The sequence below is a fragment of the Psychrobacter sp. AOP30-A2-5 genome, from assembly GCF_052378115.1.
In the GTDB taxonomy this organism is placed as follows: domain Bacteria; phylum Pseudomonadota; class Gammaproteobacteria; order Pseudomonadales; family Moraxellaceae; genus Psychrobacter.
Window position 1 is genome coordinate 58,754 of sequence record NZ_JBQSXK010000001.1, and the last position, 20,453, is coordinate 79,206.

Consider the following 20,453-nt stretch of genomic DNA (forward strand, 5'->3'; position numbering starts at 1 on the left):
TAAATTTTATAGATAGTGCACCTGCAATAAATAGACGACCCTTTAAAACTCACTATTATTGACTGCTCAATATCACTTATTTAGCGCAATCGCAGCCGACTTCAACCAAGCAGCTGCTTTACCTAGAGGACGCTGCTTGTGCCATACAATTTCTAAAGCCACTGGCCAATCATGATCGTTAAAGTCCAATATTGGCTCGACTAAAAAACCATTATCCAAGGCACTGGCTACCACATGTTCAGGCACGAATGCCCAGCCTAGATTGCGCTGTACCAGCTCAACGATAACCCACTGGCTCTCAACCCACCAGACATCAGATGCTATTCGCAACCGTGCTTTTTCTTCGCTATGGTTACGTGTTGCCACCATCAATTGCCGATAGCGTTTCAACTCCTCCCATCCCACTGGCTGACGAGCTAGCTCATGGTTCGGCGCGCACACCATTTTCATCGACACCCAACCAAGCCCATGAAAATTCAGCGCTGAAGGTAGTATCTCTTGACGCCACATAATGCCTAAATCGGCGCGATCTTCTAACACCAAGCGGCTGACATCTTCCATCAGCGGAAACAATAGTTCCAGCTCCACACTAGGAAATCGGCGTGAAAACTCTTCCATCAAGCCGCCCAACGTTGCTTCGGGATACAGCTCATCAACCGCCAGTACCAATCGGCTCTCTACTCCTTCGCCCAGACTTTTGGCCACCCCGCGAAAATGCTCACAACGCTCTAGTATCACTCGCGCCTCTACCAGTAAGCGCTCTCCAGCTGGCGTTAGGACTGGATAGCGTCCACTGCGGACAAATAAGCTGTTGTCCAAATCAATTTCTAAATTTGACACCGCCGTGCTAATAGCAGACTGCGCCTTGCCTAGATAACGGGCGGCGGCTGAGAAAGAACCGGTCTCTACCGTGGCGACAAAGGCTTGCAATTGCTCTAATGAAAGGCTCATCTATCTAAAAATCCTATAGGTTCTAACTTGGTTATAATAGTTTAACAGATACAATAGGCGCGAAAATAACTGATTCAACTAGGAAGCTTCATGCGCACCGTGAAAGATCGTATTCGTCATACTTTGGGTTTTGAGATAATAGGTTTAATTATATTTGTACCGTTGGCAAGCTGGTTATTTGGCTTTGATATTCAGTCGATAGGTCTTATCGCCGTGGCTGCTTCGATTATCGCGACGTTGTGGAACTATTTTTATAACCTGTTATTTGACCACAGTATGCTGAAGCTACGTGGCAATGTACATAAGACGGTTCCACTACGGATGTTGCATGCCTTTTTATTTGAAGGTGGTTTGCTGTTATTATTCCTACCAATAATTGCGTGGCACTTAGGCATCAGCCTTTGGCAAGCCTTTCTCATGGATATTACAATGGCTACTTTTTACTTGGTACATGCTTTTGTTTATAACTGGATTTATGACAATGTGTTTCCTATTCCAGCAAACCATCTGCTATCTCAACGTAATGACGTGGTCGCCTAATAGCAATGAGCCGTGCTAAAGATTTATCAACATAAAAACAACTTGGTATTTGAATGGTTACTGGCGCTTGTATCGCTATCATTACTTTGTAATAATGCCTGCATCTGCTAGCGTCTCATGTCAGTTATTGGGGCAGCGAGCACAATAATTTTGAGATAAATGTCTCTATATAATAATTGAAGCAATAAAGGACTTTATATGAAAAATATGACCAAGGTAATGATGGTAAGCGTTTTAGCAGTGGGAACATTGGCAGCAGGTTGTCAAACCACATCTACGCCAAGTGCACCCGTTACCCAGCCTATTACCTTGGATGCCTTGCAAGCCTATCATTGGCAACTCGTGGATGCCAAAAACACCAAGGGCGAGACCATTACTCCATTATTCTTTAATCCAGCCGAACCATTAACCCTCGATTTTGTGACGGCGAATGGGAGCAATATCGTTACTTTGATGAATACTTGTAACAATATGAGTGCTGAATATAAGGTAGCAAATGGCGAGGTAACATTGGGTCCAGTAAGAAGCACAAGAATGGCTTGCCCTGCCCCACAAGCAAGCTTTGATAGCGCTGCGCTAGCAACCGTAAATGGTAAATATAGCATGAGCAAAAACGCCAATAACGTGCCTGTCTTGACCATTACCAATGCAAACCAAGTAGCGAATTTTAAAGCGGTTGCCAAATAATCATTGCCATATAGAGTGCTAAACTAGCCACTCAATAAAAAAGCCTCACTTATTAATAAGTGAGGCTTTTTTTGTCTATATTTATTGTCTGAATACTGAATTTAGGCCTAGTGCAGAACTAAATCCTCAGTAAATAATCCGATTCTTTAGAAAATATAAGGTTCCTATAATAAATACGGAATTAATGAGCATGCGATGGAAAGTTAAAAATACTACTTAAACCTATTTGCTAGCCATATGACCAGCTCACGAGCTGGCGCATCATCCAACGCTTGAGGGATTTGGGTATACGTCATAACACAGTCATTCAGATCCGTCAGCATATGCAACAGTAAGCCCAAACCTATGACTCTATATGGCTTAGGCAGCACTAACATAGCCACATATACTATCATTTCATAGTAACTGTGCAGCGGGTGAAAGTTAATACTACAGCGATTGGGCGAGAAGATAGGCGTTGCTAGCAGATGATCCAAATCAACCAACATAGTGGCGAGCAGTATCAGATAAACCCTTTTATAATCATTGCGAAAAAACACATAAGCGACGACTAAAGGCATGCCGAAGTGAAAAAAGTAGTGAATTAAGGTTTGCATCATTGGCCTTTTGCCTATCTCATCGTGACCGTTCGTTTTCTAAGTTTATTCTATTTGAAAAACAGTGCATTGGATTCAACCGTGTTCGAACAGACCTCATGTGCCAACGCAACAAATGCATTGGTAGCAGCGCTCTGATACGCGCCTTTTCGTTGTAGTAATACCGCTGTACGCTGGAGCAAAGACGGCGCTAAGGTAATCGCCACCAGCTCATCATAATTATGAGCGATGTTGGACGGTAATAAGGTGGTCAGTTGGGTATGGCGAACCATTTCGATCACTGCGCTTAGCGAGTTTGCCTCCATCAGTACGTTTGGCGCAATGTCATGCTGGCGACAATAATGCTCAATCTGTTCGCGCGTGGCAAATTCGCGGCTCAGCAATACCAGTGACTGCGCGTTTAGCGTTGGCAAGTCAATCGCCATTTGCTTAGCAAGAGGGTGATGTTTACTAACAACCAGTGCAAGCGTCTCTATCAGCAAGATTTGTGTATCGATATCGGCAGACTGCACATTTTCAAAAGCAATACCCACATCAAACTCATCATCGAGTATTTGCTTTTCCATCTGCTCCTGTGACATCTCCTGCACGCTTAGCGTAAGGCTCGGATAACGAGTATGAAACGCTTTGATTAAAGGTCCAAGCAAATACGTGGTAAAAGTAGGCGTAATCGCAATCCGCAACGCACCGCGACTGAGATCCTGCACATCGTGAATGGCGCGCCGTCCTTCCTCCAAATCCTGCAAGGCTCTATGGGCATAGCGCGCATAGACGTCACCGGCATCAGTCAATGTGACACGGCGACCAGAGCGATCAAATAAAGTCGCGCATAGACCTTCTTCCAACTGCTTAATCTGCTGTGATAACGCTGGCTGTGAGACGTACAAAGACGCTGCTGCTTGGGTAAAGCTTTGGTACTCTGCCACTGCCAAGAAATACTTAATGTGCCGAAGAATCATGGGTCATCTCGTGTGGATTAGGGATTGATCAAGGTTTGGTCATAAGTAATTATTATCGACATCATAATATACTAGTATTTTACCTTATAACGATAGCGGCGTATCATTCCTTTCATCAACTACAAAGAGACCACCGCGATGAAAGATATTATTGAAGGTTTTCTAAAATTTCACAGTGACGCCTATCCTAAGCGCGCCGATTTATTCAAAAATTTGGCGACCAAACAAAACCCGCGCACGCTGTTTATTTCTTGTTCAGACAGCCGCTTAGTACCTGAGCTCGTTACTCAAAAAGAACCCGGTGGTCTGTTTGTGATTCGCAATGCGGGCAATATCGTCCCATCTTATGTTCCTGAGCCTGGCGGTGTATCGGCGTCAGTTGAGTATGCTGTTACCGCTTTGAAAGTCACGGATGTGGTGATTTGCGGGCACTCAAACTGCGGCGCGATGACTGCAATTGCCAACTGCACCTGCACCTGCATGGATCATATGCCAGCGGTAGGCAGCTGGCTACGCTACGCTGACTCAGCACGGGTGGTCAATGAAGCCCGTGAACACGCCAGTGATAGCGAGCGGGTCGCCTCTATGGTTCGTGAAAATGTCATCGCCCAAATCGAAAATATCAAAACCCATCCGTCTATACGTTTGGCGCTAAGAGAAAATCGTTTGGCACTACATGGCTGGGTTTACGATATCGAGTCCGGTGATATCGATGCCTTAGATGGCGTGACCAATGAATTTGTCTCATTGGCAACGCACACTGAGGTTCGCGCTTATCCGATATCGCCACTGGCAGTCGCCGTTTAGCGTTATATAACTGTCATTATTAATGACTATGCATAATCAGAAAATTAATTAACCCAAATGATTCATAAGCATCATTAACCCAATAACCACCACCAACCTCAAAAGGTATTATTATGATTCAGTCTCAAGTAAGCAACACCGCACGTCAAACATTAACGGACACCATCATTGCTGCCAAAGCGGCAAAGAACCTGTCATTTGAGCAAATCGCTTCAGGAACAGGCTTGAGTGACGTCTTTGTCACTGCCGCTTTGCTAGGTCAGCATCCGCTACCTACTGATGCCGCCCAAAAAGTTGGTGAAACTTTAGGACTTGATGAGGACGCCATCGCGTTACTACAATGTATTCCATCACGAGGCAGCGTTGGTAGTGAGATTCCTACTGATCCGACAATCTACCGTTTTTATGAGATGATGCAGGTATATGGCACCACGCTAAAAGCCTTGGTTCATGAGCAATTTGGTGATGGTATCATCAGTGCCATTAATTTCAAAATGGATATCAAAAAAGTGGCTGATCCTGAAGGTGGTGATCGCGCAGTAATTACTCTAGATGGTAAGTTCCTACCGTTCAAACCTTTTTAAATGACGCTTTAAACAGCAGTTTTATCAGCGGTTTGTAAAAGTAGTACTTATTGAAAAAGTCGGCGTTCGGCATATAGTGACGTCGGCTTTTTTGACGACTCAGGCGGTGATTTTTTGGTACTGCCTTTCTTAATACGGATTTTATATTACTCATGAGTACTGATCATATCTCCTCCACGGCGCGTTCGTCGATACTGACCTTGTTGTTTCCTATGCTGGTGATTGCTGGATTGGCGATGACGCTGCGCCCAACGATCACCTCTACTGGTCCGTTGCTGACAGAGATTCGCCTAAGCACAGCGATGGGTTTACAAGCCGCCTCTTTATTGGTGGTGCTGCCGATGCTGTGTATGGGTATATTTCCGCTACTGTTGCCTTGGATTGGGCGACGATTTAGTGAAAGCGCGTGGATCACAGGCGGTCTGTTTGCGATTTCCTTAGCGGGTTTATGGCGCTTGTGGTTAGATACTGGAGGGACGCTGATCGCCAGTGCCTTAGTAGGCGGCACGGGTATCGCCATCGTGCAAGCAATGGCGCCTGGTGTGGTCAAGCGTTGGTATCCTGCACGCGTACCACTTGCTATGGGCGTTTACTCTGCCGCACTGATGACTGGTGGCGGGGTTGCCGCTATCTTGAGTCCGGTGATCGCTCAACATTACGGCAGTTGGCAATCTGGTTTGGGTATTTGGCTGATAGTGCCAGTTTTTGCCCTCGTGCTGTGGTGGCGACGCCCCTCCGAGCAGATGGAAAATCGAGACGACGGGGTAAAAATCAACTTTTTTGGCAATCGCCGTGCTTGGCTGCTGGCAAGTTATTTTGGTCTGGCAAACGCTGGATACGCTTGTATGATTGCATGGTTGCCAAGCTATGCGCAGACTTTGGGCTGGAGCGCGCAAAGTAGTGGCGAGCTGATCGGTATCATGACGATTTTTCAGGTCATTGGTGCGCTGGTTATTCCAATGTTATCCGCCCATCGTCTCGACCGCCGACCTTGGTTGTTTTTTGCCGTAGGGATACAAATCACTGGATTTATAGGTTTGATTACCATGCCAACAGCTTTGCTCATCTTGTGGATTGCCTTGATTGGCTGTGGTCTTGGTGCCTGCTTTTCATTGACACTGACCGTCGCGTTAGATCATTTGTCCAAACCCAAACTTGCTGGGGCACTAGCAGCATTTGTCCAAGGCATCGGCTTTATTATTACCGCCATCGCGCCTTATGTCGCAGGTGTGCTACGCGAGTCGACTGGCAGTTTTCAAGCGGTTTGGTGGATGCTATTGATCAGCCTTATCGGTATGCTGTTTGTTACCATCAAGTTTGCCCCAGCAAGTTATCATCAGGCAATTAACTTATCTAAGCTTTGATTCAGGCGTATTGAGTCACGTCATGCGATATTCAAAACAACCTCAAGGATTAACTATGAAAGGATTGGTTATGAAAAAACTCGTTATCTATGCCGCGCTTGCAACCTCACTGTTGTCCATCTCCGCGTGTGCCAACACCTCACACTCACAGTATCAAGCGCAAGCGATTAAATCAAACGTAATAACCCAAGGAGCAGAGATGGCAACCATTCCATTATTGACTGGCGAGATGGCACAAAACATGGTGAATGCCGCCGCATTAGAAGCCAAAAACAACAATTTAATGGTATCTGTCACCGTCGTTGACGCCTCTGGACAAACCTTAGCAGTGCTCAGAGACCACCGCGCAGGTGTGCATACCGTGCGTGCCAGTTACAAAAAAGCCTATACCGCAAACTCACAAAAAAGAGAAACGGCGGTCATCGCCAAAGGCATCAAAGACGGCACGATTCCTGAAGACCTACGCTATCTGGATGAAAACATCCTTATCTTAGATGGCGGCGTGCCCATTTATATCGATGGTATCGTAGTCGGTGGTATCGGGGTAGGCGGCGCACATGGCAGCGAAGATGTACACATCGCCAAAGCGGGTCTAAAAGCATTAGAGCAGCAGTAGCGCGAGCTAAAATTTTAAGACAAATATCCCACACATTATGCTGTTCGAAAATTGATAAGCCTGCCTGTTCTTATGTTTATCGTTACTTCTATAAAATAAGAAGGAGAGAAACCATCTAATGATTTCTCTCCTTCTGAAATGCGCCATTAAAGTACCCCATGTCTTAATCTAGCCATTTTTAGCCCATATAGATGCCTCAATTAAATTGAGGACATACTCTAGATCAATGCCGCTAGATCCGTGAGCTTCTCAAGCACGATATCTGGTGAATATTTCTCCAGTTGCACATGGGTTTGAACACCAGTCAGCACCCCAACACATAGACCACAATGGGCATTTTTGCCTTCTTCGATATCGATGCCACTGTCCCCTGCTTTCAATACCTGTTGCGAATGCTCAATCCCAAACTTTTCCATAGCAAGAGTAATCATATCTGGCGCAGGACGACCATTGTGCACATCATCTGCTGTAATCAAAGCATCAATATCACGACCCACTGACCATCCTAAAATAGTTAATATTTTATTGGCAGTCTGAATATCGTAGCCCGTATTTAGCACGACTTTTCTACCCGACTGCTTTAACTGATTGAAAAAATCTAGCATGCCATCGAAGGTTGCTACCGTGTCCTTGGTATAGGCTGATGCCAACGCTGATTTAAACGTATTAAAGGCAGCATCCGTCCATTTTTCACTATCAGCGGTCGCGGTATTGTCATTTTTGCATACTTCATTGAGTATATCGCTAATGGCTAAATGAGCCCTTACAGAAATAGCTGGCGAATCGATCATTTACATTTTCAGACGGAACAAACTAACCGTGAGCGTCATTGATTGGAGGCGGTAAATTGTATCAAGAGCTTTTACTCTCATTGAATATCGGTATAAATAATGGTTATTGGTGATTAATTATTGCGACTGATGATGGTCATGCTGTAGTGGTAAAATGGCCATGCAATGTTTCTCTTGAATAGTCGTTACGCTTCATGAGCCAATTTTCTCAGCTTGTGACGCAGTATTTTTCCGACAGTTGATTTGGGTAACTCGTCTATGAATTCAATATGGCGCGGGCATTTATAGGCGGCCAGATTTGCTTGGCACAGCGCTTTAATATCATCCTCATTTAAGCTGTCATCAGATTTTACAACGTAGGCTTTGATCGACTGACCCTGCAACTTATCATCGATACCAACCACTGAACATTCGGCAACCTTAGGGTGCTCCTCAATGATGTTTTCTACTTCGTTAGGATAAACGTTGAAGCCACTGACGATAATCATGTCTTTTTTACGGTCATATATTTTGATAGCACCCTGCTCGTTCATAGACGCGATATCACCTGTCTTTAAGTAACCATCAGCGGTAAAAAACGTCGTATTGTCAATATTATGATAATGAGTAATGACGTTGTCACCTTTAATACACATCTCACCAACTTCATTTATGGCGAGAATATTTTCATCATCATCACGGATATTGATATCGACACTAGGCAGTGGTAACCCTACATTGCCACTATATTCAGTGCCATTAAATGGATTGGCGGTACCCACGCCTAGCGTCTCAGACATACCCCAGCCTTCGAGGATAGGCAGACCTGTGACTTCACGCCAGCGCTTAGCGGTTTCAGGGGTCGCTGCCATACCACCAACTAGGGTTAATTTGCATGCGGAAAAATCCAGCTCCTTAAATTTGGGATTCATCAGCAGGGCTTGGAACAAAGTATTGACACCAGGCAATAGATGAAAAGGACGCTTGCGCAATATCTTGATAAACCCTTCAATATCACGTGGATTGGTAACCAGTGTGAGATGCTGACCCACACTCAACCCAACTATTGAGCAGATAAACGCATAAATATGATACAGCGGTAAAGCGACAATGGTATTTATTTGAGTACTATCAGACATGGCGTCATAGACTGGCTTGAACCATTCGACAAACTGATAAGTGGCGGTCACAACATTTTGATTGGTAATCAAAATACCTTTGGCAACACCTGTCGTACCGCCAGTATATTGCAGCATTAATAAGTCGTCCGCTTGAATGGTAGGACGAGAATAGCTTAATTTTTTGGCGCGTTTTAAAACGGCTTTATAGCGAATCACGGTATAACGAGAATTTGATTTCAACTGATAACGGGGAATGGCTTTTTTGACATATTTGGCAGCGATATTAACAAGCGCACCTTTCACTACTCCTAACATATCGCCAATCTTGCTGATGACCACGGTTTTGACAGGCGTGTCTTTGATGATTTTCTCTAACGTTTTGCAAAATGGTTCTAATATAAATAATACAGCAGTATCTGAGTCAGCCAATTGATGTCTCAATTCACGAGGACTATACAGTGGATTGATGAGCGTTGTGACCATACCAGCGCGAATTATCCCTATGACAATAGGCAGGTACTGTTTGACATTGGGCATCATGATGCCTATGACCGAACCCTTTGCTAGACCCAGACTTTGAATCCAAGCCGCAATAGCCAATGACATGCTATCCACTTGCCCATAAGAATAAGTAACACCCATGTTGGTGATAAATTCATGGTTGGCATATTCTGTTAATTTGTCATCAAAGATGTCAATCAATGTATTATGTGGCGGCGTTATCTGTGCATTTATCCCTTTAGGATAATGCTGCGTCCAAAACTGATCCATAACTTACCTTCCTTGGTAATTAACTTATGAAAAACTCAATGGCTTTGAAGCATTTCTCATAAAAAACATAACTACTGAACCTGCTGCCATCCTGACGTTGCATCATACTCATCTTGATGGACAAATAAGGGATGTGCTTTTGCTTCACTGAGGCTAAGCACAGGGGTGACACAGACATCAACGAGCGCAAAAACTTGCTGCCAATGCTCAAGTGTTTGACTGGCAAATTTATCGCTTATCGCCTTAGCCGCCGCTTGGCTTTCAGAGGTATTTGGCATAACGCCACGTTTCCAATGGCTATTTTTGAGCGCAGACAAATCCAATACTTCACACAGCCCTTGCCAGAATTTCAGCTCTAGCGAGCCAATGGCCATATAGCGTGCATCTGAGGTTTTGTATAGGCGATAGCAAGGCAATAACCCACCCAAAAAATCATGATGCGGTGCTGGTTGTTGTCCTGAAAAGCTTTTCACCAGTGTTCCCGTTGCCTTTGGCATGACCAGATGCTGATACAAGCTGTGCGTCATACTAACGGCAACATGACGACCTTTGCCCGTCCGCTGGGCGGCGAATACAGCAGCAAGCAGTGCAATCACAGCGGTATCACTGCCGCCTGCCAAATCTGCAAATTGAACGTTAGGCATCGCCTGCTCGCCATCTGCCGTTTTTAGTTGGTCTAAAACACCGCTCATCGCCATAAAGTTAATATCATGACCAGCTTTAGCAGCCCAGTCATGATTAATTTCAGTTTTCGAATCGCTATTTGCCAAACCATAACCAGTGATTGATACCATGACCAGCTTTGGATTAATTGCATGCAATGTTTTGGCATCTAGTCCCATACCTTCTAGAACGCCGGGGCGAAAGCTGTCCAACATCACATCAGCATCTTTGAGATGCGCTTTGATAGCAGCAATACCTTGAGGATCACGGAAGTCATGACTTTCAATGGTTTTGCCATGATTTAGTGCTTTAAACAATTCGCCAAAGGCTCTGGCAGGATCACCATTTTTGGGTTCAATCTTAATGATTTCTGCGCCCAAATCTGCAAGCAAACGTGTGGCAAAGGGTCCCGGTAAATTACGAGTCAAATCAATGACGCGCAGCCCTTGTAAGCAATCTGCCATTAAATCTATCATTGAACCAGTGCTCGTATTAATCGCAAAATCAAGCATAGAATTAACCATTAGCTCAGTCATCAGCAAACACCTCACCTTTATCTGCCATGTCTAGCACAATCTGTGCTGGCTCAAAACGCTCACCGTATTGAGCCGCGAGTTCACGGCTACGGGTGATGAACGCCTCTAACCCCATCGAATTGATAAACTGCAGGGTGCCACCTTGATGTGGCGCAAAACCCCAACCAAAGATGGAACCGATGTTGGTATCAGCGACTGAGCGGACGACGTTTTCTTGATAGCATTTAGCAGATTCGTTGGCTTGGATAAACATCAAACGATCGATTAAATCTTGCTGAGAAGGCTGCTCTGATTTTGCTGGGTATAAATTCATCAGCTCAGGCCACAAGTATTTGTCGCCATTATCGGCATACTCATAAAAGCCTTTGCCATTCTTTTTGCCCTCGCGATTGTGTTCTTTGACCAGCGTTTTGAGTATCTCGTACGAAGGACGCACAGCAATGGTTTTACCTTCAGCCTCCATATCTAGCTGCTGCTGTTCGCTCACATGCAATGCCAAACTTAATGACACCTCATCTTGCAATGCCAGTGGCGGCATGGGCATGCCAGTTTTCATGCCAGCAACTTCGATGCTGCGCGGATGGACGCCCTCGCCTAACATCGCAACCCCTTCTGACACATAAGTGCCAAATACTCGTGACGTATAAAAACCCCGACTGTCATTAACGACGATAGGTGTTTTACCAATTTGTAGCACATAATCAAAGGCTTTTGCTAAAGTGGCGTCATCCGTTTGCTCGCCCATGATAATCTCAACCAACGGCATCTTGTCGACTGGCGAGAAGAAATGCAGCCCGATAAATTGATTGGGGCGGGTGCTGGCTTTAGCCAATCCAGTAATGGGCAGTGTCGACGTATTAGATGCATAGACAGCAGTGTTAGAAATCACCGCCTCAGACTGCTCAGTACACTTGGCTTTAATCTCACGATTTTCAAACACCGCTTCGATAATCAGATCACAGTCTGCCAAATCATCATAAGACACTGTTGGCTTGATGCGATTAAGTAACGCTTGCTTTTTCTCTTCCGTGGAGCGTTTACGGCTAATGGCTTTATCCAAAATGGTGGCAGAATATGCTTTGCCTTTTTCAGCGCCTGCTATGTCAGTGTCAAGGAGTACAACGTCGATCCCCGCCTTTGCAGTGACATAAGCAATGCCCGCGCCCATCATGCCTGCACCTAAAATACCAACCTTTTTAGTTTTATAGCGCTCAAAATCATTTGGACGAGATTGACCTTTTTTGATGCTATTCAGCTGAGTCCATAGCGTATTAATCATATTTCTAGATTCAGCAGACAGCACACAAGCGGCGAAGTAACGCGACTCAAGATCAAGACCGGTATCGATATTCACTAAGCAGCCCTCGAATACGCAAGACATGATATGGGTAATCGCAGGATAATTGCCATGTGACTTTTGATTGGCCATGGCTGGTGCAATAGAAAATATCGGTACAATACTAGGACGTTTACTATCCCCGCCGGGGATTTTAAAGCCCTTTCTATCCCATGGCTGCTGGGCATCGGGATTAGCTTTGATCCAGTCTTTTGCCTGCTTGAGCATATCTGCTTTATCAGTGGCAACGGCATCAATTAAACCCATGTCTTTAGCGGCAGTTGGACGCAGCTCTTTACCTTGGGTCATCAGCTCTAACGCTGATTGAATACCAACCAATCGCGGTAAACGCTGAGTACCTCCGCCACCCGGCAGCAAGCCCAGTTTGACTTCTGGTAGACCCAATTTAGTCTTAGGCGAATCAATCGCGATACGATAATGACAGGCCAATGCCAACTCCAAACCACCGCCAAGTGCCGTTCCAGTCATAGCAGCGACGACAGGTTTACCTGATTTCTCTAGTTTGCGTAAGCTAGCTTTCAGCTCTTCGACCAGCTCAAAGGCTTGTTCAGCGGTTTCAATATCAGCCAATTGGTCAATATCGGCACCGACGACAAAGGTTTCTTTGCCAGAGGTTAAAATCAAACCTTTGGCAGACGCATCGTTAATAAAGCTGTCAGTCATCACTGCAAAACTATCGGTGAAACCGTCGCCGATGACATTCATTTTGCGACTACTTTGGTCAATCGTAACGGTGATAATGCTATTATAAGATTCGGCAGAAAAGTGGTTCAATGCATTGATGGCGTCTACGCTGTTTATGCTCATTTCAAGTCCTTTTTATATTATTCTATGTCGATATCAGTCACTAGAAACTAATGACAATCACTAAAAGCTATTAGCGCTATCAGCACTATACGCGCTCAATGATAGTGGCAATACCCATACCGCCACCCACACACAGCGTGATCATCGCGGTTTTCAGATCGCGACGTTCTAACTCATCAAGCACAGTCGTCATGAGCATCGCGCCCGTTGCGCCAAGGGGATGACCCATAGCGATAGCGCCGCCATTGACATTGACGATATCAAGCGAGAGTCCGAAGTCATCGGCAGTATTCAGTGGAACGGCAGCAAAGGCTTCATTGATTTCCCATAAGTCTATATCTGAAGCTTGCATGCCTGCTTTTTTGAGCGCTTTTTGGCAGGCAGGCGTTGGCCCTGTCAGCATAATAGCGGGTTCTGAGCCAATGACTGCAGCCATGGTGATTTTGGCACGTGGTTTTAGACCTGATTTTTTGCCAGCAACAGCGCTACCGACTAAGCAAATTGCCGCACCATCAACGATGCCTGAAGAATTGCCCGCATGATGCACGTGACTCACTTTTTCAATGGTGGTGTATCTGTCCAAGATAACGCTATCAAAGCCCATCTTGCCCGGCATAATAAAAGAAGGATTGAGACCAGCTAAGGTTTCAACATTGGTATTGGGACGGATGGTTTCGTCTTTATCCAATAGCTTCATGCCATTGATATCGGTGACGGGAACGACCGATTTATCATAATAGCCCTGCTCCCAAGCATGCGCGGCGCGGCGATGCGACTCGGTAGCAAACGCATCGACATCGGTGCGACTAAAACCTTTTAGCATCGCTATGGTATCCGCGCCAACGCCTTGCGGGACAAAATGCGTCGCTTCATTAACCCGTGGATCCATATACCATGCACCGCCATCAGAGCCCATCGGTACGCGGCTCATCGATTCTACGCCGCCTGCAACTACCATGTCCTCCATACCTGACATGACTTTGGCGGCAGCTAGATTGATAGACTCTAGACCTGAGGCACAAAACCGAGATAAAGTGACACCCGCGACACTTTGCGCCCATCCTGCATCAATGACGGCTATACGAGCAATATCAGAACCCTGCTCGCCAACGGGTGTCACGCAACCGAGCACCACATCATCGACCAAACTGGTATCCAAATGATGGCGCTGTTGCATTTCCTTTAACAATGTACGGGCAAGCCAAATCGGTGACGCCTGATACAAAGAGCCATCCTTTTTGCCTTTACCACGCGGGGTACGGATAGCATCATAAATGTAAGCAGTCTCAGTCATAAAAATCCCTTTTTATTTTTTGAATAAATAACCATGAAGGATGATGGCAATATAATCTATTTCTTAGAATCAAGAAGTAGAACCAAAAAGCAAATCAGCCGCTTACATAAAGCGTGACGCCAGCTCTTTCATGATTTCATTGGTGCCGCCATAGATTTTTTGTACTCGCGCATCAGCATATAGGCGAGCAATCGGGTATTCTGTCATGTAGCCATAACCGCCAAACAGCTGGACACATTCATCAATCACGTCACACTGCTTTTGCGTCACCCAGTATTTAATCAAAGACGCCTGCGGTACTGTCAACTTGCCTTCTAACATGGCATCGACAGCGGCATCACACATCGTGCTGGCAGCGAGATAATCAGCGTAGCATTCTGCCATTTTAAAGCGCGTATTTTGAAATTTCCAAATCGGTTTGCCAAAGGCTTCACGACCTTTGACATACTCTAGGGTCAAATTAATCGCCAGCTTCATCGCACCAACGCCCGTTAAAGCAATAATTAAACGCTCACGTGGCAGCTCTTGCATCATTTGAATAAAACCCATGCCCTCTACTGTGCCAAGCAAATTCTTTTTCGGCACACGTACATTGCTGAAAAATAGCTCTGACGTATCTTGTGAGGTCAGACCAATCTTATCGAGATTACGACCACGCTCGAACCCTTCTACCTTGTCCGTTTCTACCACGATAAGCGAAACACCTTGCGCCCCTTTTTCACGATCGGTTTTGCAGGCGAGCAAAATCAGGTTGGCATGCTGACCATTGGTAATAAAGGTTTTTGAGCCATTGATAACGTAATCATCGCCATCTTTTACCGCATAAGTTTTGATGTTCTGCAAATCTGAGCCCGTACCCGGTTCGGTCATAGCAATCGCAGCCACATACTCTCCCGTCGCCATCTTAGGTAGCCATTCTTTTTTCTGCGCTTCCGTACCATGACTCAAGATATAAGGCGCGACAATACCTGAATGTACCATGCCACCGAATCCAGATTGATTGGCCTCCGCTTGCGCATAAAGAAGCGCCGCTTCATGACCAAAGTCACCGCCGCCGCCACCATATTCTTCTGGTATCGATGCACATAAAAAGCCCATCGCGCCTGCCTCTTCCCACGCGGAACGGTCAATCATGCCGTTTTTTCGCCACTGCTCATCCTTTGGCTCCCACGATTGAAACATTTTAAGCGCGCTGTCATGCACCATCTGGTGCTCTTCGGTCATCCAGTTCGGGGTGAATTTTTCAATACTCATATTGTCTGTCCTTGACGATGGGAAGTTGATAATGGCTAGGATGTGTCCCCAATTCAAACGAGGACACGCCCTGATATAAAATACTATTGAGTGTAAGTATATTATTTATGGTAATTTTAATTACCGTTATATACAATCTTGATATTCTTTATATTTAATATCATGCAAGACTTATACTAGGACAGTAAAAGACAATGCGCAACCTATTAACAAACAATAGTAATTTATATTACCTATTTCAACTCTAGCTTATCAAGCCGATAAATAAGACGCTGTAGCACAGTCTAAAAATTCTCACCGCACAGGAATCATCAAGCATGCAATCTACCAATCAGACATCTAGTATGAATACAGCCCGAGCTTTGGCACCCTTATCCAATATGCGCCCTGCGACTTTGGATAAAATTGAAAAAGCCGTTCGTAAAGTATTTGCAGGTTTTGATTCTAATGAGGTGACCATGGCACAAATTGCAAAATCTGCCAATGTCTCACTACAGACGCTGTATAAATATTTTGGTGATAAGCAAACGCTGTTTTATACCATCATGGATATTGTATTGGGCAGGTTGGCGGCGCGCATCATGGATCATTTGCAAGGTATTGATAGTGTGCAAGATCGGCTGCGCAAGACATTATGGGTCTGTTTTGACTTTGTAGATTCGCATCCTGATGCCGTGATGGTGCTGTCTTCGGTATCGGCATCGCGTATACGTAATATTGCGATTTATGAAAATAAAGAGCTGATTGGCGCATTTTTGAATGTATTAGAAGATGGTCAAAACCGCGGAGTACTAAATGACACCGTGCCCCTTTATATACTTTTTGATGTGTTTATGGGTTTTATCAGTCGTCTTGGCTTGATGCATATCATCCGCCAGACCGATACACCCATTAATGCAGAGTTTGATGCGTTATTCGTGATTTTATGGCGAGCCATATCAAAGCCTGATATATAATCAGTTCGATATACAATCACTTGTACGATATTATGAAATATTCATACCAGCCAATTTTTAATCCTTACAATCAAAAGCTAGAACGAAAAAGCCTCACTTTGTAGTGAGGCTTTACTTAATGCTTAAAAACTAATGCTTAGAAATTAACATTCCTTAGATTTTTTTAGCTTATATTCTTCTACTCTATCAACCATTTCATAGTCTTGTTCATTGATCTGTTGATATCCATTGCTCACACTACCATAGGATGAATTTTTATTATCATGCTGAGCGTGCACAGCAGCATCTTTGATCTGGGCAATGTCTTCTGCAAACGGCGTATGAGGGATATCCAGCACAGCAAATAGCGCGGCTAAAAATTCATCAGCGGTAAAATATTTATCCATATAGCTGCCATCAAGCCCAAGGTATTTATTCGATAATACATGACGCAGGCGCTCACAAGCAGGGATGGTATGCTTGATAGGATAACCCATGGCTTTAACAATATCTTGCGAACGCAGCTCAAGTGTCGCTATCTGATTGATCGCATACTGGGCAAGAAGGTGACGTGGGTGGTAATGACGGGTATATTTGGATTGGTTAGCAATGTGGCTCATGATATTGAACACCTTAGACTCCTGTAACTCCGACGAAAAAGGGTGAAATACGCCCAAATAGGCAAATAAAATCAGGCACAAATGAGGATGTCGGAGTACAGGCTCATGCGCTTTACCAGAATTATTTTATATCGTGCTGGAAGTTGCAAGGTTTGTACGCCACCATTTATAACGATAATGGCTGGCAATGACAAAACTGTTAAACCCACGATAATGACTTAAAGATGATAGCATATCAGATAATAGAAAATAAATACTGATATTAATACGCTTTGGTAATCACACGATTGTTACGGTCTCTCTATCGCCGTCAAAGTCTGAATACCTTTATATTTAAAAACGGTAGAAAAAATCAGACGATGACTCAACAAAGCTATCTAATTATTTTTAGACATTGTCCTGCATGATATAAAGTCAGTCCCAACTCAGTAAAGCCAGATTTCATCCCGCCAAAAGAAACTTTTGCCTCTTCTAAGGTCTTAAATGGTAAGGGAATACTGTCTCTATTACCCGTCATTATATAATCTGCAAAGCATTTACCCATGAGCGTTCCTGTGGTAATGCCGCGACCATTATAGGCCGTCGCTGTCAGCAAGCCCTCGTCGGGTTCCAAAACACGGAAGATATGATCTTGCGTGAAGCCAAAGCTACCAGTCCACTCATACTGCCACTTAAATGCTGGCAAATCTGGATAATAGCTCTTTTGCACCGCATTGGCCCATGATTGATAAAAGGATTTTGGTTTAAGCTGTGTACCACCTACCGTTCCCAATAATAGGCGATCGTCGTCATCACGGCGAAAGCTAGACAAGGCCAAACGAGTATCCCATGCCCCTGTTTTGTACGGTAAGATACGATCTGCCGCCTCTCCGCTGAGCGGCTCAGATGCAATCTGATAATAATAAACCAAATAAAATGTTTTTTTGATTTCTGTCCACTCGCCTTCGGTATAAGCGTTGGTCGCAATAATGACGCGCTCAGATTTCACGCGCGCTTTAGAAGTCCTTGCATACCAATGACCGTCTACTTTTTCTAGTGCTTCAACAGCAGAATGCTCATAGATAGTGACACCAAGACTGGTTGCTACTTTTGCAAGTCCTCTGACATAAGCCAGTGGATTTATAGTACCAGCCCGATGATCGAGTAGTGCTTTATTGATACTTGTCGTCCCGCAATATTCATGGCATTTACTGCCCGTTAGTACTTCAACATTCGCACCGCGACGGCTCAACTGCTCGTATCTAATATCGACATCGACTTCACCTTTGGCGTTATGTGCCATGTGGATATTACCGGCTTGAGTGGCTTGGGCGTCGATATTATAACGTTTGATTAAGTCGAATACTAAGCTTGGCGCTTGTCCAAGGGCTTCTGTCAGACGCTCACCTGCCGCTTCGCCTAGCGCAATATTCAAATCATCAGGGCGCGCCCAAGTACCTGCATTGACGAGCCCTACGCTTTTTCCTGAGCCGCCACTACCAATCGTTTGACTCTCAAGCAAAATAACCTTGACGCCTTTTTCGGCCAAATGGATCGCCGCAGATAACCCTGTATAACCGCCGCCTATGATACAAATAGTCGCTTCAGTATCGCTATTCATCTGGCTGTAGGTATCAATAATAGGTGCGGTCATATTCCACAAACATTGCTCTTGCAACATCTCATATTCCTTCTAAATTACACGTTATCTACAGTGGAGAGCGCGCTTGAGTCGTTATTAACAATAGGTTCTTCACGTGGGATAAATTTGTCTAAGAATACCCATAACAAACCAAATAGCGGTGATAACCAACAGGCAAAGGCAAATGGTGCATAAGTGAGTGTCGCAATACCTAATGTTGCCGCGACGAAACTACCGCCCATGTTCCAAGGAATAAGCGGAGATAACAGGGTTCCGGTATCTTCAATAGAGCGAGTAAGCGTGGTACGCTTGTAGCCCATTTCTTGATATTTGTCTTTTAATAAACGACCTGGCAACACCAGTGTGGTATAGACGTCACCGATGAGCGTACCGACACCAAGCGTGCTTGCATACGTGGTCATTACTAAGCCAAATCTCGATTTCACCATCTTATTAATTTTTGCCATGATAGCTTTTAGCGTACCGTAGTGCTCAATTGAGCCGACGAATGCTAAAGCAAAGATGGTTAAGGTCACGACCCACGTCATCGACATAATGCCGCCTTTAGACAGCAGTTGATCCACGACAGCAAAGCCGGTTTCACTGACAAAGCCATTTTGTAAGACCGTAAAAATGTCATGCACACCCACGCCTTGCATAAAAAACGCAACCAATCCTGCAACCACCACACCTGATAATACCGTTGGAATAGCAGGCATTTTCATCACCGCTGCGATGACAACGACAACAGCCGGTAATAACGTAATAATACTGAGGTTATAATTGGCCGCTAGCGAAGTTTGAATTTCTTTAATTGAGGTTAAATCGACATTTTCTGCGCCGTAACCCATACCAATCCACGCATAGATAATCAATGCAGTTACCATGGCAGGTACCGTGGTTGGCAACATGCCGCGAATATGATCCCAAAGGTCAACACCAGCAGCGGCTGGCGTTAAGTTGGTGGTGTCTGATAAAGGAGACATTTTGTCACCAAAAAAAGCACCAGAAACGATAGCGCCGCCCGTTAGTGACGGCGGGATGCCCAAGCCTAGCCCAATACCCATCATGGCAAGACCAACCGTCCCAACCGTGCCCCAAGAGGTACCGGTTGCTACAGAAATAATGGCACAGATGATACAGACAGAGACTAGGAATGATGAAGGAGAAAAAACGCTAAAACCATAGTATAAAATCGTGGGAACGGTACCAGCGATAATCCAAGCACCGATGAGCATACCAACGCCCATCAAGATAATCATCGCTGGTAGACCAATTTTGACAACCTTTAAAAAGCGTTGTTCCATGCCATCCCAGTCACGGCCACGCAGCTTCATAAACAAGCCAGTGATTAAAATACCGCAAGCTAAGGGAATGTGAGGGGTAAAATCTTTGAATACGAAAAACTGCACCATCAGAATAATGGCAGTCAACACCAGAGGTGCAATATCTAATAAAAAACTAGAAGACGGACCGTAGCCATCTTTAGCTTCGTCATAAGGTTTATCATCCATCATAAGACACCTACCTTCCTTAGTAGTGGATACTGCTGTCATAGATATAACAGTAGTGGAAACAACCAATCCATGGCTGCTGATAA

General features: G+C 44.8%; 19 protein-coding genes. 7 read left to right on the forward strand and 12 right to left on the reverse strand.

Features of this window, described 5'->3' with window-relative positions:
* Positions 1-72 precede the first annotated feature (72 nt).
* The gene (locus tag ACT3S4_RS00240) at positions 73-951 is read right to left on the reverse strand and encodes a LysR family transcriptional regulator (RefSeq protein WP_087816195.1); all 879 of its coding nucleotides are present in this window, start codon (positions 949-951) and stop codon (positions 73-75) included.
* A 90-nt stretch (positions 952-1,041) separates the two neighbouring features.
* Between ACT3S4_RS00240 and ACT3S4_RS00245 the strand changes: the two genes are divergently transcribed.
* The gene (locus ACT3S4_RS00245) at positions 1,042-1,491 is read left to right on the forward strand and encodes a PACE efflux transporter (protein ID WP_045445595.1); all 450 of its coding nucleotides are present in this window, start codon (positions 1,042-1,044) and stop codon (positions 1,489-1,491) included.
* A 198-nt stretch (positions 1,492-1,689) separates the two neighbouring features.
* Positions 1,690-2,178, forward strand: a complete 489-nt coding sequence (locus ACT3S4_RS00250) for an META domain-containing protein (RefSeq protein ID WP_087816197.1) — start codon at positions 1,690-1,692, stop codon at positions 2,176-2,178.
* Between the two features lie 212 nt (positions 2,179-2,390).
* Here ACT3S4_RS00250 and ACT3S4_RS00255 read toward each other — a convergent pair whose 3' ends face one another.
* Positions 2,391-2,777, reverse strand: a complete 387-nt coding sequence (locus ACT3S4_RS00255; protein WP_087816199.1) for a DUF6122 family protein — start codon at positions 2,775-2,777, stop codon at positions 2,391-2,393.
* A gap of 47 nt (positions 2,778-2,824) precedes the next feature.
* The gene (gene cynR / locus ACT3S4_RS00260; protein WP_109590779.1) at positions 2,825-3,733 is read right to left on the reverse strand and encodes a transcriptional regulator CynR; all 909 of its coding nucleotides are present in this window, start codon (positions 3,731-3,733) and stop codon (positions 2,825-2,827) included.
* Positions 3,734-3,871: 138 nt separating this feature from the next.
* On the opposite strand from cynR, the gene ACT3S4_RS00265 reads away from it, so the two are divergent.
* The 4 genes from ACT3S4_RS00265 (at position 3,872) to ACT3S4_RS00280 (ending at position 7,104) form a co-directional block, all read left to right on the forward strand.
* Positions 3,872-4,540: a carbonic anhydrase gene (locus tag ACT3S4_RS00265; RefSeq protein ID WP_444760152.1), complete on the forward strand. Its 669-nt coding sequence runs from the start codon at positions 3,872-3,874 to the stop codon at positions 4,538-4,540.
* A 113-nt stretch (positions 4,541-4,653) separates the two neighbouring features.
* Positions 4,654-5,124, forward strand: coding sequence for a cyanase (gene cynS, locus ACT3S4_RS00270; RefSeq protein ID WP_045451487.1), 471 nt, complete (start codon positions 4,654-4,656; stop codon positions 5,122-5,124).
* A gap of 152 nt (positions 5,125-5,276) precedes the next feature.
* The gene (locus ACT3S4_RS00275) at positions 5,277-6,488 is read left to right on the forward strand and encodes a CynX/NimT family MFS transporter (protein ID WP_444760153.1); all 1,212 of its coding nucleotides are present in this window, start codon (positions 5,277-5,279) and stop codon (positions 6,486-6,488) included.
* Positions 6,489-6,558: 70 nt separating this feature from the next.
* Positions 6,559-7,104, forward strand: a complete 546-nt coding sequence (locus ACT3S4_RS00280) for a GlcG/HbpS family heme-binding protein (RefSeq protein ID WP_444760154.1) — start codon at positions 6,559-6,561, stop codon at positions 7,102-7,104.
* Positions 7,105-7,322: 218 nt separating this feature from the next.
* Here ACT3S4_RS00280 and ACT3S4_RS00285 read toward each other — a convergent pair whose 3' ends face one another.
* From ACT3S4_RS00285 to ACT3S4_RS00310, 6 genes are all read right to left on the reverse strand, one after another.
* Positions 7,323-7,895, reverse strand: coding sequence for an HAD family hydrolase (locus tag ACT3S4_RS00285; protein ID WP_444760155.1), 573 nt, complete (start codon positions 7,893-7,895; stop codon positions 7,323-7,325).
* 185 nt (positions 7,896-8,080) lie between these two features.
* Positions 8,081-9,766 carry an AMP-binding protein gene (locus ACT3S4_RS00290; RefSeq protein WP_444760156.1) on the reverse strand — a complete coding sequence of 562 codons (1,686 nt, stop codon included), beginning with the start codon at positions 9,764-9,766 and terminating at the stop codon, positions 8,081-8,083.
* 71 nt (positions 9,767-9,837) lie between these two features.
* Entirely contained in the window at positions 9,838-10,905 is a 1,068-nt protein-coding gene (locus ACT3S4_RS00295; protein WP_444760349.1) for a CaiB/BaiF CoA transferase family protein, read from the reverse strand.
* A 52-nt stretch (positions 10,906-10,957) separates the two neighbouring features.
* Positions 10,958-13,129 (reverse strand): 3-hydroxyacyl-CoA dehydrogenase NAD-binding domain-containing protein, encoded by a 2,172-nt coding sequence (locus tag ACT3S4_RS00300; protein WP_444760157.1) that lies wholly within the window; start codon positions 13,127-13,129, stop codon positions 10,958-10,960.
* An 85-nt stretch (positions 13,130-13,214) separates the two neighbouring features.
* On the reverse strand, positions 13,215-14,423 hold the full coding sequence (locus ACT3S4_RS00305) for an acetyl-CoA C-acetyltransferase (RefSeq protein WP_444760158.1): 1,209 nt from the start codon (positions 14,421-14,423) through the stop codon (positions 13,215-13,217).
* Positions 14,424-14,525: 102 nt separating this feature from the next.
* A complete protein-coding gene (locus ACT3S4_RS00310; protein WP_444760159.1) occupies positions 14,526-15,677 on the reverse strand; it encodes an acyl-CoA dehydrogenase family protein in 1,152 nt (383 codons plus the stop codon).
* 317 nt (positions 15,678-15,994) lie between these two features.
* Between ACT3S4_RS00310 and ACT3S4_RS00315 the strand changes: the two genes are divergently transcribed.
* On the forward strand, positions 15,995-16,633 hold the full coding sequence (locus ACT3S4_RS00315; RefSeq protein WP_444760160.1) for a TetR/AcrR family transcriptional regulator: 639 nt from the start codon (positions 15,995-15,997) through the stop codon (positions 16,631-16,633).
* A 143-nt stretch (positions 16,634-16,776) separates the two neighbouring features.
* Here the strand turns inward: ACT3S4_RS00315 and ACT3S4_RS00320 are convergent, their stop codons facing one another.
* The 3 genes from ACT3S4_RS00320 to nhaC all read right to left on the reverse strand — a co-directional run bounded on the left by ACT3S4_RS00320 (position 16,777) and on the right by nhaC (position 20,370).
* Positions 16,777-17,232, reverse strand: a complete 456-nt coding sequence (locus tag ACT3S4_RS00320; protein ID WP_444760161.1) for a hypothetical protein — start codon at positions 17,230-17,232, stop codon at positions 16,777-16,779.
* Between the two features lie 373 nt (positions 17,233-17,605).
* Positions 17,606-18,892, reverse strand: coding sequence for an L-pipecolate oxidase (amaA, locus tag ACT3S4_RS00325; protein ID WP_444760162.1), 1,287 nt, complete (start codon positions 18,890-18,892; stop codon positions 17,606-17,608).
* Positions 18,893-18,909: 17 nt separating this feature from the next.
* Complete coding sequence (gene nhaC / locus ACT3S4_RS00330) at positions 18,910-20,370, reverse strand: Na+/H+ antiporter NhaC (protein WP_444760163.1); 1,461 nt, start codon at positions 20,368-20,370, stop codon at positions 18,910-18,912.
* Positions 20,371-20,453 lie beyond the last annotated feature (83 nt).